The sequence below is a fragment of the Pseudomonas putida genome (assembly GCF_028682475.1).
GTDB lineage: Bacteria > Pseudomonadota > Gammaproteobacteria > Pseudomonadales > Pseudomonadaceae > Aquipseudomonas > Aquipseudomonas putida_AG.
The window spans coordinates 12,838-29,106 of record NZ_JANHLE010000018.1; the positions used below are offsets into that span (position 1 = coordinate 12,838).

The window sequence follows — 16,269 nt, forward strand, 5'->3', positions numbered from 1 at the left end:
GATCAAAAGCCGATGAAGCTGTAGTGCCCGGCCGCTTCGCTGCGGATCCGGGCACCGCAGGCGTTGAGTTGTTCGCACAGTTGCGGGTCGAGCACATGCAGGGTCCAGGGGGCGATCTGTCCCTCGGGGCGGACTGCTTGCAGTGCCTGGGCCAGGGCCTGGGTGTCCGGTAAATAGGCGGTGAAGCCGTTACCTTTGAGGGCGCTGGTGTCGATGCCCAGAGCCTGGCAGATCGCAACTTTGCCACGGATATCGTCGCGGTCGGCCTGACGTGAGCGTTCGATCAGCTCGGCCAGGCGCCGGTCGACCAGGTGCTCGCCGTGAATCAACGGCGGGCCGCTTTGCCAGGCGTCGGTGGGGCAGTCCTTGGCTTCGGGACGCAAAGGAATATGCGGGTTGATTTCCATTGGATAGATGCGGCACACCAGTGGCCGGATCTCGTAGATGGTGCAGCGGTCGTCAGCATCCAGATTACGGCAGCGTTCGGGGTTGAAGGCGGCGAAGGTGATCGCCACATGCGCCTCGGTGCTGCCGCACGGTACCGGCCAGGAACGGCGCAAGGCATGCTCGCGTTGATCGGCAGGCAAGCCCAGGCCATTGGCCAGGAAGGCTTCGACCAGAATGACCACCTGACCGCCGGAGCCCGCCCACTGACGCGCTTCGCTCAGCGTCAGTGGGACGTGGTGGCCAGTGCAGCACTTGCCGCAGCCGGTGCAGTTGAAACGGATGTCGCTGATGTGTGCAGTATTCAAGGTTTGTGCGTCAGGTTTCTGCGAAGGCTACGGCCCGTGCCGCGACAATCAGGCAGTCGGTAAGCTCCGGCGAGGAGAATTTGGTCAGTACAGCATTGGCCCCGGCAAGCCTGGCTTTTTCGCTGTTCATCGCGCTGTCCAGGGAAGTATGCAGTAGAACGTAAAGATGTTTGAAGTCCGGGGTGTCGCGCAGGGTACGGGTGAAGGCGTAGCCGTCCATTTCGGACATTTCGATATCCGAGACCACCACGTTGATTTCCTGCTCGGTGCCCTGCAGTTCCAGCAGGGTGTTGATCGCATCCTTGGCGCTACGTGCGGTGTGGCACTCGATCCCGAGCCCGCGCAAGGTATGCACCGATTGCTGCAGGGCGACCTGGCTGTCATCGACCACGAGGATATTGGTGGCGGCAAGCACCGCGGCATCATCGGCGCTCAACTCGCTGGTGAGCACTGCGTGAGCAGGCGGGGCGATGCCATGGATGACTTTTTCGATGTCCAGCACCTGCACCAGGGTGTTGTCGACCCGGGTGACGCCGGTGATGAACGACTTGCTGCCCGAGCCATAGGGCGGCGGTTTGATGTCGGTGCTCAGGCAATGCACGATCTTGCTCACCGCCTGCACGTGCAGGCCCTGCTTGGAGCGGCTGATGTCGGTGACGATCAGGCAACCGCCCTGCGGATCTTCCAGCGGACGTTCGCCAATGGCGCGGGACAGGTCGATCACCGACAGCGAGTTGCCACGCAGGGTGGCCACGCCTTTGACGTGGGGGTGCGACTCCGGCAGTTTGGTCAGCGGCGGGCAGGGAATGATTTCACTGACCTTGAGCAGGTTGATCGCCATCAGCTTGCCGCTGCGCAGGGTGAACAGCAGCAACGACAGCGAGTCCGCGCGGGCATTTTGCGAGGCCATAGGCACCTTCAGGACAGATTGAATGGGGGAGATGCCGGGTTATCGACCCGCCAGTCCCTTGCTTTAATCGCTTGCTCAAATCAGCGTAGTCCCAGGCGCTTGGCCAGGCGACCGAGATTGGCGCGGTCCAGGCCCAGTTCGCGGGCGCTGCTGGCCCAATTGTGCTGATGACGCTCAAGGCAGGCCTGAATCAGCTGGCGCTGGTAATCATCGAGGGCCTGGCGCAGGTCGCCAGCGGGCAGGGGCAGTTCGGCAGGTAGCTGTGCCTGGCTGGCATTGGCCACCGGTTCGACAGGTCGCAGGTCCAGGTCTGTGGCATCGAGGGTCAGAATCTTCGGGCGCTGGCGGTGCTGGCCCAGGGCCTTGAGCGCCGAGCGACCGATCAGGTGCTCCAGTTCACGCACGTTGCCCGGCCAGTCGTAGGCCAGCAGCGCGGCCTGGGCTTCAGCGCTCAGGCGCAGACTGCCCAGGCCCATGCGCGAGCGATTCTGTTCGAGAAAGTAGCCGCTGAGCAGCAACACATCGCGCCCGCGTTCGCGCAGTGGCGGCACCAGCAAGGGGTAGACACTCAGGCGATGATAGAAATCGGCGCGATATCGGCCTGTACGGACTTCATCGGCCAGGTCGCGGTTGGTGGCGGCGATCAGACGGACATCGACGCGGTGTTCCTGGTCTGAGCCCAGGCGCTGCAATTGCCCGCTCTGCAGCACGCGCAGCAGTTTGGCCTGGACGGTCAGCGACAGCTCGCCGACCTCGTCGAGAAACAGCGTACCGCCGTTGGCCAGTTCGAACTTGCCGCGGCGTTCGCCGACGGCACCGGTAAAGGCGCCGCGCACATGGCCGAACAGCTCGCTCTCCACCAGGGTGTCGGGCAAGGCCGCGCAGTTGAGGCTGATCATCGGTTTGTCGGCACGGCTTGAGCGCTGGTGGATGGCCTGGGCCACGAGCTCTTTACCGACCCCGGTTTCGCCGGTGATCAGCACGGTCAGGTCGCTGCTGCCGACCAGCTGGATTTCCTCCAGCAGGCGTTTGTGCGCTTTGCTCTGGCCGATCAGTTCCTTGTGTTGCTGGCCGCTGGCCTGACGATAGACCTCGGCGCGTTCATGCTCATCTTCGGCACGCAATGCCAGGCGTTCGATACGCTCGGCGACGTTGACCGTGGCTTCAGCGAGGCTGGCAAAAGCCTGCAGGGCATCGAGTTCGACCTGCTGGAACTGTTCCGGGTCCAGGGCATCGAGGGTGATCAGACCCCAGGGCTGTTCATCGACGAACAGCGGGCAGCCCATGCAGTCGTGGACTTCCAGGTGCTGGTGCAGGCCTTCGACCAGACCGTCGTAAGGGTCGGGCAGCTCACTGTCGCTAGCGAAGCGGGTAGGGGCGCTGTTGCCGAGAATGGCCGCGAAGCGCGGGTGTTCGTTGACCTTGAAACGCCGGCCAAGGGTGTCGGTACTCAAGCCATCGACCGCCAGCGGCACCAGCCAGTCGCCATCCAGGCGCAGCAGCGCGGCAGCGTCGCAGGTCAACAGGCTGCGCATGGCTTCGAGCAGGCGTCGGTAACGTTCGCGCTCGGGCAGGTCGCGGGCCAGGTCGCTGACCAGCGGCAGTAGGGCGGTGAGCAGGGATTTTGCGGTCATAAAGACTCCTGTTGGTCTTAATGACTATAACTTGGTTGTTGTCTTTATGACTCTTTAATTTTTAAGTTATTGATTTTAAAGGATTTAAAGGTTGGCATGAAAACTGAATTGTCATAGGCAATCATCAAGAAGCCATCGGCTCAGGAGTCATCCATGCTTAATGCCCAGGATCGTGCAATCGTCAAAGCCACTGTTCCCCTGCTCGAAAGCGGCGGTGAAGCGCTGACCACTCACTTCTACAAGCTGATGCTCAGCGAATACCCAGAGGTGCGCCCGCTGTTCAACCAGGCGCACCAGGCCAGCGGCGACCAACCGCGCGCCTTGGCCAACGGTGTGCTGATGTACGCCCGGCACATCGACCAGCTCGAACAGCTCGGTGGTCTGGTCGGCCAGATCATCAACAAGCATGTGGCCTTGCAGATCCTTCCGGAGCATTACCCGATCGTCGGTAGCTGCCTGCTGCGCGCCATCGAAGAAGTGCTCGGCAAGGAAATCGCCACCCCTGAAGTGATTGCTGCGTGGGGCGCCGCTTACCAGCAACTGGCCGATATCCTCATCGGTGCCGAAGCCGACATCTATGCCCAGAAAGCAGCCGCTCCGGGTGGCTGGCGTGGTGCGCGCGACTTCAAACTGGTGCAGCGCGTCGACGAAAGCAGCGAGATCGTTTCCTTCTACTTCGCGCCGGTCGATGGTGGTGCGATTCTCAGCGCCGAACCCGGTCAGTACATCGGCCTGCAGCTGTTCATCGACGGTGTGGAGCAGCGCCGCAACTATTCGCTGTCGGCTCTGAGCAATGCCGGTCAGTACCGCATCAGCGTCAAGCGCGAAGCTGGTGGCAAGGTTTCCAACTACCTGCACGAGCAGATGGCGGTGGGCGACACTATCAAACTGTTCCCGCCATCGGGCGAGTTCACCTTGAGCGCCAGCGACAAGCCGCTGGTGCTGATCAGTGGCGGCGTCGGCATCACCCCGACCCTGCCGATGCTCGAAGCGGCGCTGGAAAGCGGGCGTCTGGTGCACTTCATCCACTGCGCACGCAACGGTGCGGTGCACGCGTTCCGCGACTGGGTCGATGGCCTGGCGGCGCGTTACCCGCAGGTCAAACGCTTCTACTGCTATGCCGAAGACGATGGTGTCAGCGAACCTGCCGATGCCGTTGGCCTGCTGACTGCCGACCAGCTGAACGAATGGCTGCCGCAAGAGCGTGACCTGGATGCCTATTTCCTTGGCCCGAAAGGCTTCATGGCCACGGTCAAGGGGCACCTCAAGGGCCTGGGCGTTCCTGAAAAGCAGAGCCGCTACGAGTTCTTCGGCCCGGCGTCGGCGCTGGAATAACGCGGTTTTCCCAACCTACGGTTGAAAGCGCAAGGCACAGCCAGTGATGGCTGTGTCTTGCGGCGTTTGGTCGCCTTCTCAAACACAGCCCCTGGCCTTTTTACTGCATGCAGAAAAAGCGTCATGCGTGTGGCGCATCATCCTCCCAGCCGTATCAAGGAAAGCGAAATCGTGAACATCAAATGGGCAGACAAACTGCGCAAAGGCCTGCATGGCTCGGCGGATTCGCTGGGCAACCTCTGTGTCGAAGCCTTTCATTACCTGGCCCTGTTCGGCATCGGTGCGATTACTGCCTATGCGGCGGTGGCGACCTTCATCGACATGCTTGGCAAGGGCGGGGTCAGCGTCGATGACATCCTGCTGTTGTTCATCTACCTCGAGCTGGGGGCGATGGTGGGGATCTACTTCAAGACCAACCATATGCCGATCCGCTTTTTGCTCTATGTGGCGATCACGGCACTGACGCGTTTGCTGATCGGCGATGTCTCGCACCATAAAGCGCCGGATGTCGGTTTGCTGTATGTGTGTGGCGGCATTCTGTTGCTGGCGTTCGCGATTCTGGTGGTGCGCTATGCCTCGTACCAATACCCGTCGACCAAGGCTATTGATGCCAGTGGTAAAGAGATCGAGGAAAGTAAATAACATCCGCTGGGATGGCCGTCTGTGGGAGCGGGCTTGCCCCGCGATGCGATGTGACAGGCATACAGCAATCGCGGGGCAAGCCCGCTCCCACCGGGTCTGGTTTCAAGGCAATAAAAAAGGCGAGCCCACCGGGCTCGCCTTTTTACCGTCTGCGTTATGTCATTCAGCTGATGCTGCGAGCTTGCTCGTTCTCCAGAAATTCTTCCTGCAGCAGGCCGTCGTTCTGGGCGCCGTCAACGCTTTGCTGGGTCACCGCGCGTTTGCTGCGCAGCTTGCCGTAGAAGTGCTCCAGGGCATGATTGAGCTTGAGCGCGGCGCCATCGACAGCCTGGTCGAGGGACGCGGATTTGTGGCTCACGGAAATCGGTTGATGGCCTTTTGGGCGTGCCTCCATCTGGCAGCGTTTGTCGTGCGGACCTGGCTTGTCGCCATTCTCGTCGCGCAGGTGGACCTCGACGCGGGTGAGGTCTTCTTCAAATCGTTCGAGCGTGCTTTCTACGGTGCTGCGGACCCACTCTTCCAGTCGAATGTTGCCTTGAATATGGTTGTCGCTATTGACTTGGATTTGCATAGTTCAATCCCTTATTCAGCTAGCTCGCAAGAGAATCGATGGGGCCTTTGCGGCCTGTGGAAACCATCGCCTCTTGACTACAAGGTCAGGCACTTGGCGCAACATTTCAAGTCCTTTTGAAAGATAAATTTCTTGTTGCAAAAAGCCCGGCTTCGGCCGGGCTTTTGCATGCGCTGGATCAAAACGCGACGGAGGTCTGCAGGTATACCGTACGAGGTTCACCGACATACTTGCCCTTGTTGTTGTCATCAAAGGAGCGCGTGTAGTACCGGTGATTGAAGAGGTTCTTCACCCCGACGGCGACGTTCAGGTTCGACAGTTGCGGGCCGAAATCATAGGCCGCGCGGCTGCTGAACAGCATGTAGCCAGGGATGCGTCCGGTGCTGCCATCGGCACTTTCGCTGGAGGTGTTGGCGTTGTCGGCGAACTGGTCGCTCTGGTAGGTGCTGTCCAGGTTCAACTGCCATGGGCCTTCACTGTAGCCGACGCCGAGGGTGCCTTTGTGGCGTGAGGAGAAGGGCACGCGATTGCCCTTGTTCGGCCCGTCTTCGCGGATTTTCGCATCAACAAAGGCGTAGGTCGCATACACGTCGAAACCGGCCAGGGCAGGGTTCAGACCCTCGAGGGCATACTTGATGCTGGTCTCCATACCCTGGTGGCGGGTTTCGCCGCGGGCAATCACCGAGTCGTTGGTCTGGTTGCTTTCGTACTGGTTGTCGAAGTTGATCAGGAATGCGCCGATCTCGGCCTGCAACAGGCCATCGTCATAGCGCGTACCCAGCTCCCAGGTGCGGGCCTTTTCCGGTTTCACTTCACCACTGCTGACCCGGTTGGGCATCTGGCTGTACTGCACGCTGCCGAAGGAACCTTCGGTGTTGGCATACAGGTTCCAGCTGTCGTTCAGGTGGTACATCACGTTCAACGCCGGCAGCGCGGTGTTGTAGTCGCCCTGGTAGCGCTGGCCAGTGAGCTTGTTGCTCTGCTCGGAGTCGATCATCTCGTAGCGGATGCCCGGGGTGATGGTCCACTGGCCGATGTCGATGCGGTCATCGAGGAACAAGGCATGGGCTTCGGTGCTGCCACGGGTGTCGCGGTCATTGCGGCTGGCGGTGGTCGGCAGCTGGTTGGCGCTGATCGGTTCGCGGTAGCGCAGCTCGTGGCCGGCTTCGTTGATGTAGCGGTGGCCGACGCCGACTTCATGCCAGCTTTCACCAAGGGCAAAGCCCTGGGAGAAACGCGTTTCGATCCCGCGTACCCAGTATTCACGAGGCGACAGCGAGACGAAGCTGCCCTGGTCCAGATAGCCGCTGCGCAGGGTCTTGGTGAAGAAGCTGTTGACGCTGAACTGGCGTGCATCTTCCTTGTAGTCGTAGCCGAAATTGAACATCGTCCGGCGGCCCCAGAACTTGTCCTGCAGGCGGGTCGACTGATACGGATCGGCATCGTAATCGGCGACGTTCAGGCCGCCGGGCATCTGCGCTTCACCCTCGTAGTACTGGGCCATGGCGTGCAGGCTGTTGGCTTCGTCGAGCTGCAGCTTGCCCTTGAGGATCAGGTCGTCGATCTGCGTGTCGCTGTGCTCGCGCCAGTCGCCGCCGCGGGTGCCGGAGTAGAGCAGGGCGCCGCCCAGGCCGTTGTCGTTGGTACCGCCGGCGAGCAGGTTGGCGCTGGTCTTGAAACCGTCATGGCTGGACGACGGGCTGGTCTGGGTCTGGAAGCCGGCTTTGACCGTCGGCTCATCAGGAATCGCGCGGGTCACGAAGTTGACGATGCCGCCGACGTTCTGCGGACCGTAGCGCACCGCACCGCCGCCGCGCACAACGTCCACCGCATCCATGTTGCCCATGCTGATCGGGGCGAACGACAGCTGTGGCTGGCCATAGGGGGCGAAAGGCACCGGAATGCCGTCCATCAGTACCGTGGAGCGCGATGCCAGACGCGGGTTGAGACCGCGGATGCCGAAGTTCAGCGCCATGTCATGGCTGCCGGTGCCGTTGTTTTCCGGGGCGTTGACCCCGGGAATGCGGTTGAGCACTTCGCGCGCAGTGGTGGCGCCTTGGCGTTCGAATTCTTCGCGGCGGATCACATCGCGGGCACCGGGATGCTCGAAGACGTTGTCTTGCTCAGCCGCACCCAGCCAGTCGCCGACCACGGTCGAAGTGCCCAGCTCTACAGGCGCATTGGCAGTTGCTGCCGGTTGCAGGCTGAAGGCGTTTTCACCTTCGGCGCGGGCTTGCAGGCCGCTGTCCTGGAGGAGGCTATCGAGCGCCTGTTGCGGGCTGTAATCGCCGTCCAGGCCCTGAGTCTGTACGCCGCTGGTGAGCTGGGAGCCGAACGAGATCAGCACGCCGCTTTCCCGACCGAACTGGTTGAGGGCGCTTTCCAGCGACATCGGGGCGATGTGGTAGCTGCGTGCTGCAGGCTCGTCAGCCAGGGCAGGGACGGCGGCAACGCTCAGGCCGGCACCGAACAGCAGGGCGCGAAGGGCATGAGCAAGTGGGCTCGGGCGAAGGGGCATGCAACGGGTCCTTGAGAAGGTCAAAGCAAAGGGTTCTGCCTTCTCTGTCACGCGAGATGAAAAAACGGCTCAGGTGGTTTGAACATTTTTCAGGCGCGGGCTTCGACCGTCACCCAGTAGCGGGTAAAGCGCCGGACCCGCACTGGCAAGGCAACTTCCAGCAGGTCGAGAATGCGTTCGCTGTCGGCCAGTGGATAACTGCCGGAAATCAGCAGCTCGGTCACCTCTGGAGCGCAGTTGAGCTGCCCCCGGCGATAGCGGCCGAGCTCGCCGAGAAAGTCGCCAAGGCGCATGTGCGCGGCGACCAGCATGCCATCGACCCAGGCCCCGGCATTGCGGTCGAGCAACTGCGCGGGCTGCCACTGCGGGCCGTTGAAACGTGCCTGCAGGCCTGCGGCCAGGAAGTTGCCGGCCAGGCTGGCGCTGCCCTGGTGGACGCTGAGCAGGCTGTAGTGTTCGAACTGACGCAGGTTGTAACGACCGGCATCGAGCTGCAGCAGACCGAAATCGCTGAACAAATGCAGGGGCCGGGCATCCTCGGCAACGGTGAGCTGGATTTCCCCTTCAAGCAGACGCACCAGACGTTGCTCGGCATCGAAGCGCACATCGGCGGCGCTGCGAGTGTTCAGGTGCAGCTGGCTGCCATCGTCCAATTGCTGACGCCGCCGCTCGCCCACCGGGCTGCGATAGTCGGCCAGCAGGCTGGGCAGCGGGTTGTGCTGTTGCAGGCTCAAGCCGGCTGCGCCGCCAACGCCGAGAATCAGCAAGGCTTTCAGCGCCCGTCGGCGACTGGCCGAACGCGGTGCCTGCAACGCCGCATGAGCCAGCGGCGAAGACAAGCCGCGCAAACGCTGGTTGACCCGCTGGATGTGCTCCCAGGCCCGGCGATGCTCTTCATGGGCTTGCAGCCATTGCTGCATGGCCTGCTGCTGGCGCGGGTCGAGCGCGCCGCCCTGCAGTTCGATCAGCCAGTGCACGGCCTGTTCGGCCACCTGCGGCGAGAATTCCTGATGGGCGCCGTTCACAGGGCGAAGTAACAGCGCATGGCTGCCTTGTTCAGGTAGCGCTTGACCGTGGCCAGGGAAATGTTCAGTTGCGCGGCGATTTCGCCGTGGCTCAAACCGTCGACCTGAGCCAGCAGGAACGCGCGCTTGACCAACGGTGTCAGGCCATCGAGCAGGCGGTCAAGCTCCAGCAGGGTTTCGAAGATGATCGCTCGTTGCTCTTCCGAAGGCGCCAGTTCTTCCGGCAATTGCGCCAGCGCCTGGTAGTAGGCGCGCTCCAGGTCCTGACGGCGGTAGTGGTTGCACAACACGCGCTTGGCCACGGTGGTGAGGAACGCTCGCGGTTCGTTGAGTACCGGTGTTTCGCGGGCCTGCAGCAGGCGCATGAAGGTGTCCTGGGCCAGGTCGGCGGCGTTGTCCGGGCAGCCCAGGCGCCGCCGCAGCCAACCGGTCAACCAGTTGTGATGGGCGTGGTAGAGGCCTTCGAGCGAGGAAGAAGAGGCACTGGGCACCGTGAACACTCCGGCGCCAGGATGCGCAACAGAATAAGAATTGTTCTCATTGTAGTGTTTTCGCGGCCTGTTCGGCAATCAGCCGCTGACTGGCGGCTAAAACGTCGGGCGGAAAATGTAAAAAACGTAAATAAGCTGTACTCTCATTTGAGAATAAATAGCATTCGCTCCCCAGATGGTTTACCAAACCTTTACATTTCTCAGGGAGAGCTCTACGTGTCCCCGCTTTTCACTCGCTCCTGCCTCGCCATTACCCTTTGTTCCTTGTACTCCGCCCAGGCCAGCGCCGATGGCCAGAAGCCGATGGAGCTGGACAACGTGGTGGTCACCGCGTCCGGTTTCTCCCAGCAGATCAAGGATGCCCCGGCGTCGATCTCGGTGATTACCCGCGAGCAGATCGAGAACAAGTCCTACCGTGATGTGACCGATGCCCTGAAGGATGTGCCAGGGGTAGTGGTCACCGGTGGCGCCAGTTCCAGCGACATCAGCATCCGTGGCATGGCCTCCAAGTACACGCTGATGCTGGTTGACGGCAAGCGTCAGGATTCGCGGGCGACCCGCCCGAACAGTGACGGTGCCGGGATCGAGCAAGGCTGGATGCCGCCGCTTGAGGCGATCGAGCGCATTGAGGTGGTACGTGGGCCAATGTCGTCGCTGTACGGCTCCGACGCCATGGGCGGGGTGATCAACATCATCACCCGCAAAGTGACCCCCAACTGGTATGGCGGCGTGCGCAGCGAAGCGACCTTCCAGGACCGCTCCGACTCCGGCGATTACAACAGCACCAGTGCCTTCGTCTCCGGGCCGCTGATCGAGAACCTGGTCGGCTTGCAGCTGTATGGCCAGCGTTCGCGTCGCGACGAAGACCACATCACCAACGGCTTCAACGAGCAGAGCACCGACAGCGGTACGGCCAAGCTTTCGTTCACCCCCGACGAGCACAACGACATCACCTTCGAAGCGGGCAAATCCGAGCAGGACCGCTATGCCCACAAAGGCAAGTCGGCACGCTCGTCCGACAGCTTCAGCGACTACGAGCGCACTAACTTCGCCATCAGCCACTCCGGTCGCTGGGAAAGCGTCACCACCGACAGCTACCTGCAGCGCGAGAAGACCGAGAACCCGGGGCGGCGCATGGAGCTGGAAAACACCGTGCTCAACTCGCAGGTGTCGTTCTTCAGCGACTCGCACATCACCACCCTTGGCGGCTCGTACAAATACGAAGACCTGAGCGACGAGGGTAACCAGCTGGCCGCAGCGTCCGACGTCAACCAGCTGACGCGCTGGTCCTGGGCGCTGTTTGCCGAAGACGAATGGCGCCTGACCGAAGCCTTCGCCCTGACCGGCGGCATTCGCATGGACAAAGACGAAAACTACGGTACGCATTGGTCGCCACGCTTGTACGGGGTGTATCACCCGACCGAGCACTGGACCGTCAAGGGCGGTGTGTCCAGCGGTTATCGTTCGCCGGATATCCGTGCAGCGGTGGATGACTGGGGCCAGATCACCGGTGGCGGTGGCGACCCGGCAATCATCGTCGGCAACTCCAGCCTCAAGCCGGAGAAGAGCCTGAGTCAGGAGATCGGCGTGATCTGGGACAACCTGGAAGGCTTCTCCACCGGTCTGACCGTGTTCAACACCGACTTCAAAGACAAGATCACCGAAACCCGCCGCTGCACCGACAGCACCGGCAATGCCTCGGGCCAGTGCCAGATCGGCGGCACTTCGTACAAGTTCATCAGCGACCGGGTGAACGTCGATGAAGCGCAGATGCGTGGTATTGAAGCGACCCTGGACTGGGAAATCACCCAGGCCCTGAAGCTGGCCAGCAACTACACCTTCACCGACTCCGAACAGAAGAGCGGCCCGCAAAAGGGCAAGGCCCTGAACCAGATGCCACGGCACATGGTCAACGCCACCCTGGACTGGCAGACCACCGATCAGCTGGGCACCTGGGCGCGCCTGAACTATCGCGGCAAGACCTCTGACTACCTGGGTCGTACCACCATGTCCGATGGCACGCCGTCCTACACCTTCGTCGACCTCGGCGGCACCTACCGGGTGAGCAAAAACGTGAAACTGCTGGCCGGTGTCTACAACGTGTTCAACAAGGAAGTCGATTACCAGGACTACCAGACTGTGCTGGATGGCCGCCGCTACACCGTTGGCGTCGACGTGTCGTTCTGAGGGTAAGGCCAGCGGCTTTGCCTATGAGAATATAAATCATTAGTATTAGTGGTTCTTCATCAGGAATGGATGCCATGAAAAGCAAAGCCGCCGGGCTGCCCCTCAGTTATCGCCTGGCCGTGACCTCACGTTGCCTGGCCGCCGTGTTCGGTGGCTACCTGCTGGCGGCGCTGGCCAGCGTCTGTATCACCCTGCTGGCGCCGATGCCCAAGGCTGAAGCGGTGGTCAGCGGCATGATGCTGTCGTTCCTGTTCTACCTGGTGGCGTTTCTCTGGTGCTTTGCCAGTCGCAGCGCCTGGCAGGCCTGGCTGGGTGTGTTGCTGCCGAGCCTGGTGCTGGGCGCGATCAATGCTCTGGCTTACTGGATGAAAAACTGATGAAAGAGGGCTTTCGCCAGGCCATGGCCTGGCTGCACACCTGGACCGGCCTGATCTTCGGCTGGCTGTTGTTCGCGATTTTCCTCACCGGGACGATGTCGTACTTCAAGGAGGAGATCAATCACTGGGCCCAGCCCGAGGTACCGGTTCGACCGCATGATCCGCTGGCCAGCCTGACACTGGCGCAGAACTACCTGCAGGCACATGCACCCAATGCCGGCAGCTGGTTCATTCGCCTGCCTGAAGCACGCGAGCCGGGCCTGAGTGTCGGCTGGCAGGCAGAGGGCGCCGGACGCCGCGGTTTCATTGAGAAAAACCTCGACCCGGCCACGGGCGCAGAGGTCCAGGCCCGCGAGACCCGCGGCGGCGACTTCTTCTACCGCTTCCATTTCCAGCTGGAAATGCCTCACCCCTGGGGCCGCTGGCTGTCGACCTTCGCCGCGTTCATCATGCTCCTGGGGCTGGTGACCGGCATCATTACCCACAAGAAGATCTTCAAGGAGTTCTTCACCTTCCGCCCAGGCAAGGGCCAGCGCTCCTGGCTCGACGGCCACAATGCCATCGGTGTGCTGGTGCTGCCGTTTCATCTGATGATCAGCTACAGCAGCCTGGTGATCTTCATGTCGCTGGTGATGCCGGCCAGCATCATAGCCAGCTACGGCGACAACACCCGGGCCTATTTCAATGATCTGTTCGGTAGGTCCGAAGCGGTCAAGGTGGCCGGCGTAGCTGCGCCGTTGTTGCCGCTGCCGACGCTTTACCAGGCGTTCCAGGAACAGGCACCGGGCAGTCGCCACGGCTGGATCGAAGTACAGAACCCGGGTGATCAGAATGCCCGTGTGCGTTTCTCCCGGCATGGCGGTGATCGCATTGCCTATCAGCGTGGCGGTGGCTGGGTGTTCGATGGCGTCAACGGCACGCTGCAAAACGACAGCAGAACCGAAGCAACCCCGGTGGTGATTGCCGGTGGTATGTACGGCCTGCACATGGGCATGTTTGCCGGCCCGTGGCTGCGCTGGCTGTATTTTTTCTTCGGCGTGGCCGGCACGGCGGTGATCGGCACCGGCCTGGTGCTATGGCTCGGCAAGCGTCAGCTCAAGCACGCCAAGAGCGGTACGCAACCCTTCGAGCTGCGTCTGGTGGAGGTGTTGAACATCGCCAGCATGAGCGGTTTGCTCCTCGGCGTCGCGGCGTTCTTCTGGGCCAACCGCTTGCTGCCGGTGGGCCTGGAAGGGCGTGCCGGGTGGGAAGTGAACAGTTTCTTCCTGCTCTGGGCACTGTCGTTGGTACACGCCATGCTGCGCCCGGGACGCCGGGCCTGGGCCGAACAGCTGGGGCTGGCGGCGCTGCTGTGGGCCGGCTTGCCGCTGCTCAATCAGTTGACCACGGGTCAGGGTCTTGTCCATTCGATTACGGCCGGTGACTGGGCCATGGCCGGCTTCGACCTGACGGCGCTGGGCTGTGGCCTGTTCTTCGCCTGGGGGGCGCGCACGATGTGGCGCCCGCCGGTGGTGGTCGCCAAGCGTGCGCCGAAGGCGGCAAAAGCGGCCAGCGCCAACCTGATCGAAAGCGAGGTGAGCTGATGCTGGCCGTTGCCCTGTTTGGTTTTGCCGGTTTCGCCTGCCTGTGCCTGGCCATGGAGAAACACTACAAGGAGCTGCTCGGCGCAGCGCCCAGCGTAGCGCGTTCGCGGGTGTTGCGTATCGGTGGCTGGTTGTTGCTGCTCGTGGCGTTGTCTCTGGCGGTGCATGACAGCGGTTGGGCCATGGGCCTGGTTGAGCTGTTTGCGGTGTTGATGGCGGGCGTCACCCTGTGGGTGTTCCTGCTGCCTTATCAACCGCGGCTGTTGCTCGGGCTGCTCGGATTCAGCCTGGTGCTTGGGCCGGTGTTGGCGATACTGCCAGACTGATCTAGCGCCTGAAGGCCGCCCGGTAGGCACCGGGCGTTGCCCCCAACGCCTGGCGAAAACGGTTGCTGAAGTGGCTGGCGCTGGCAAATCCGCACTGCAGCGCGACCTCGCCCAAGGGCAGTTCGCCAAAGCGCAGCAGCTGACGCGCCATGGCCAGGCGCCGGGTCAGCAGGTATTGGTGCGGCGGCAGGCCGAAGCTTTCGCGGAACATCCGCGCAAAGTGGTATTCGGACAGGTTGCACAGTGCCGCCAGCTCACCCAGGCTCAGCGGCTGGTCCAGGTGCCCTTCGATGTAGTCGCTCAGTTGCCGGCGCTGGTGCGCGGCCAGGCCACCCTTGAGGCGCAAGCCCTGACGCAGGCCGACCTGGTTGAGTACGGCATGGTCGAGAATCTGGTGGGCGAGGGTGCTGGTCAGCAGGCGCTCGCCCGGTTCGTCCCAGTTCTGGGCGATCAGTTGGCGAAAACGCCGGGCCTGATCCGGGTCGTCAAGGAAGGTCGCTTCCTGCAATTGCAGTTCGCGGGGTTCGCGGTCGAGCAGGCGGATGCAGCCAAGGGCGAACTGTTCCTCGCTGATGTACAGGTGCGCCAGGCGGATCGAGCCATTGACTACCCAATGCGACGCCGAGCCGGCGGGCATGATGCACAGCTTGTCGGGCGCGCCTTTGTGGCTGGGCTGGTCACGGCGAAAAGTACCGGTACCGTCGGCGATGTAGCAGGACAGGGTGTGGTGGGTCGGTGCTTCGTAGTCGCGGGCGTCGTGACGGTTGTTCCACAAGGCTGCGGCCAGGCCATCCCCCAGGTGCGCGCTGTGTTCCAGACGGGCGTGGGGTGAGTCGTGCATGGCTTTGAAAACTTGCAGCTGGTCCAACGCGTTCATGTGCGCTACCTCTGGCCGTCATCCTACTCCGCTGCCCAACGCCTGACAGCAGGGCACGCAGCAAAAGCGCAAGAATCTGCAAGCGCACGCAACCCGTTCAGGCGGAGACTGACAGCCTGGATGCGAGGAGTGCTGCCATGAACCTGTCGTTGTACCTGCTGACCGTATTGATCTGGGGCACCACCTGGATCGCCCTGAAACTGCAGCTGGGCGTGGTCGCCATTCCAGTGTCGATTGTTTATCGCTTTGCCCTGGCCGGACTGATCCTGTTCGCCATTCTGCTGCTCAGCCGTCGCCTGCAACCGATGAACCGGCGTGGTCATGGCATCTGCCTGGCCCAGGGTTTTTGCCTGTTCTGTGTCAACTTCATGTGCTTTCTGACGGCCAGCCAATGGATACCCAGCGGGCTGATCGCCGTGGTGTTTTCCACCGCGACCTTGTGGAACGCGCTCAATGCCCGGGTGTTCTTTGGCCAGAAGATCGCTGCCAATGTCCTCGGTGGCGGTGCGCTGGGCTTGTGCGGGTTGGGCCTGCTGTTCTGGCCGGAGCTGTCGGGGCATGCGGCGAGTCGTGAAACCGTGATTGGTCTGGCGTTGGCGCTGCTGGGCACCTTGAGCTTTTCCGCGGGCAACATGCTCTCCAGTTTGCAGCAGAAGGTGGGCTTGCGGCCAATGACTACCAACGCCTGGGGCATGCTTTACGGTGCCGGGATGCTTGCGGCGTACTGCCTGTTCAGCGGCATTCCTTTCGATATGGAATGGAATACGCGCTACATCGGCTCGCTGCTGTACCTGGTGATTCCGGGATCGGTGATCGGCTTTACCGCCTACCTGACCCTGGTCGGGCGCATGGGGCCGGAGCGCGCGGCGTATTGCACGGTGTTGTTCCCGCTGGTGGCGTTGAATGTGTCGGCGTTTTACGAGGGTTATCAGTGGACAGCGCCAGCGCTGTTCGGCCTGGTGCTGGTGATGCTGGGGAATGTGCTGGTGTTCAGGAAGCCCAAGGCCGAGGTTGTCACCCCGGCTGTCGTTCTGAGATAGC

At 62.0% G+C, this 16,269-nt stretch carries 15 protein-coding genes; 7 read left to right on the forward strand and 8 right to left on the reverse strand.

Annotated elements, in window-relative coordinates; genetic code table 11:
• Positions 1-2 precede the first annotated feature (2 nt).
• The 3 genes from NPS47_RS16010 to norR form a co-directional block, all read right to left on the reverse strand.
• On the reverse strand, positions 3-752 hold the full coding sequence (locus NPS47_RS16010; RefSeq protein ID WP_425313515.1) for a YkgJ family cysteine cluster protein: 750 nt from the start codon (positions 750-752) through the stop codon (positions 3-5).
• Positions 753-762: 10 nt separating this feature from the next.
• Entirely contained in the window at positions 763-1,662 is a 900-nt protein-coding gene (locus tag NPS47_RS16015; protein ID WP_274295824.1) for a chemotaxis protein, read from the reverse strand.
• 80 nt (positions 1,663-1,742) lie between these two features.
• Positions 1,743-3,296 (reverse strand): nitric oxide reductase transcriptional regulator NorR, encoded by a 1,554-nt coding sequence (gene norR, locus NPS47_RS16020; protein ID WP_274295825.1) that lies wholly within the window; start codon positions 3,294-3,296, stop codon positions 1,743-1,745.
• 153 nt (positions 3,297-3,449) lie between these two features.
• On the opposite strand from norR, the gene hmpA reads away from it, so the two are divergent.
• Positions 3,450-4,631 carry an NO-inducible flavohemoprotein gene (gene hmpA / locus NPS47_RS16025; RefSeq protein ID WP_274295826.1) on the forward strand — a complete coding sequence of 394 codons (1,182 nt, stop codon included), beginning with the start codon at positions 3,450-3,452 and terminating at the stop codon, positions 4,629-4,631.
• 171 nt (positions 4,632-4,802) lie between these two features.
• The gene (locus NPS47_RS16030) at positions 4,803-5,273 is read left to right on the forward strand and encodes a phosphate-starvation-inducible protein PsiE (protein ID WP_157191180.1); all 471 of its coding nucleotides are present in this window, start codon (positions 4,803-4,805) and stop codon (positions 5,271-5,273) included.
• A gap of 163 nt (positions 5,274-5,436) precedes the next feature.
• Here the strand turns inward: NPS47_RS16030 and NPS47_RS16035 are convergent, their stop codons facing one another.
• The 4 genes from NPS47_RS16035 to NPS47_RS16050 all read right to left on the reverse strand — a co-directional run bounded on the left by NPS47_RS16035 (position 5,437) and on the right by NPS47_RS16050 (position 9,878).
• Positions 5,437-5,844: an HPF/RaiA family ribosome-associated protein gene (locus tag NPS47_RS16035; protein ID WP_274295827.1), complete on the reverse strand. Its 408-nt coding sequence runs from the start codon at positions 5,842-5,844 to the stop codon at positions 5,437-5,439.
• A gap of 178 nt (positions 5,845-6,022) precedes the next feature.
• Positions 6,023-8,362, reverse strand: coding sequence for a TonB-dependent Fe(3+) dicitrate receptor FecA (gene fecA / locus NPS47_RS16040; protein ID WP_274295828.1), 2,340 nt, complete (start codon positions 8,360-8,362; stop codon positions 6,023-6,025).
• A gap of 89 nt (positions 8,363-8,451) precedes the next feature.
• Positions 8,452-9,387: a DUF4880 domain-containing protein gene (locus tag NPS47_RS16045; RefSeq protein ID WP_274295829.1), complete on the reverse strand. Its 936-nt coding sequence runs from the start codon at positions 9,385-9,387 to the stop codon at positions 8,452-8,454.
• Entirely contained in the window at positions 9,384-9,878 is a 495-nt protein-coding gene (locus NPS47_RS16050) for a sigma-70 family RNA polymerase sigma factor (RefSeq protein ID WP_274295830.1), read from the reverse strand. Before NPS47_RS16050 ends, NPS47_RS16045 begins: the two co-directional genes overlap by 4 nt.
• Before the next feature lie 216 nt (positions 9,879-10,094).
• Between NPS47_RS16050 and NPS47_RS16055 the strand changes: the two genes are divergently transcribed.
• The 4 genes from NPS47_RS16055 (at position 10,095) to NPS47_RS16070 (ending at position 14,351) form a co-directional block, all read left to right on the forward strand.
• Positions 10,095-12,065, forward strand: coding sequence for a ligand-gated channel protein (locus tag NPS47_RS16055; protein WP_274295831.1), 1,971 nt, complete (start codon positions 10,095-10,097; stop codon positions 12,063-12,065).
• 74 nt (positions 12,066-12,139) lie between these two features.
• Positions 12,140-12,442, forward strand: coding sequence for a DUF3649 domain-containing protein (locus tag NPS47_RS16060; protein ID WP_274295832.1), 303 nt, complete (start codon positions 12,140-12,142; stop codon positions 12,440-12,442).
• Positions 12,442-14,025: a PepSY-associated TM helix domain-containing protein gene (locus NPS47_RS16065; protein WP_274295833.1), complete on the forward strand. Its 1,584-nt coding sequence runs from the start codon at positions 12,442-12,444 to the stop codon at positions 14,023-14,025. Before NPS47_RS16060 ends, NPS47_RS16065 begins: the two co-directional genes overlap by 1 nt.
• Positions 14,025-14,351, forward strand: a complete 327-nt coding sequence (locus NPS47_RS16070) for a DUF3325 domain-containing protein (protein WP_274295834.1) — start codon at positions 14,025-14,027, stop codon at positions 14,349-14,351. Before NPS47_RS16065 ends, NPS47_RS16070 begins: the two co-directional genes overlap by 1 nt.
• Before the next feature lies 1 nt (position 14,352).
• Here NPS47_RS16070 and NPS47_RS16075 read toward each other — a convergent pair whose 3' ends face one another.
• Positions 14,353-15,228 carry a helix-turn-helix domain-containing protein gene (locus NPS47_RS16075; RefSeq protein WP_274295835.1) on the reverse strand — a complete coding sequence of 292 codons (876 nt, stop codon included), beginning with the start codon at positions 15,226-15,228 and terminating at the stop codon, positions 14,353-14,355.
• Positions 15,229-15,365: 137 nt separating this feature from the next.
• On the opposite strand from NPS47_RS16075, the gene NPS47_RS16080 reads away from it, so the two are divergent.
• Positions 15,366-16,268: a DMT family transporter gene (locus NPS47_RS16080; RefSeq protein ID WP_274295836.1), complete on the forward strand. Its 903-nt coding sequence runs from the start codon at positions 15,366-15,368 to the stop codon at positions 16,266-16,268.
• Position 16,269 lies beyond the last annotated feature (1 nt).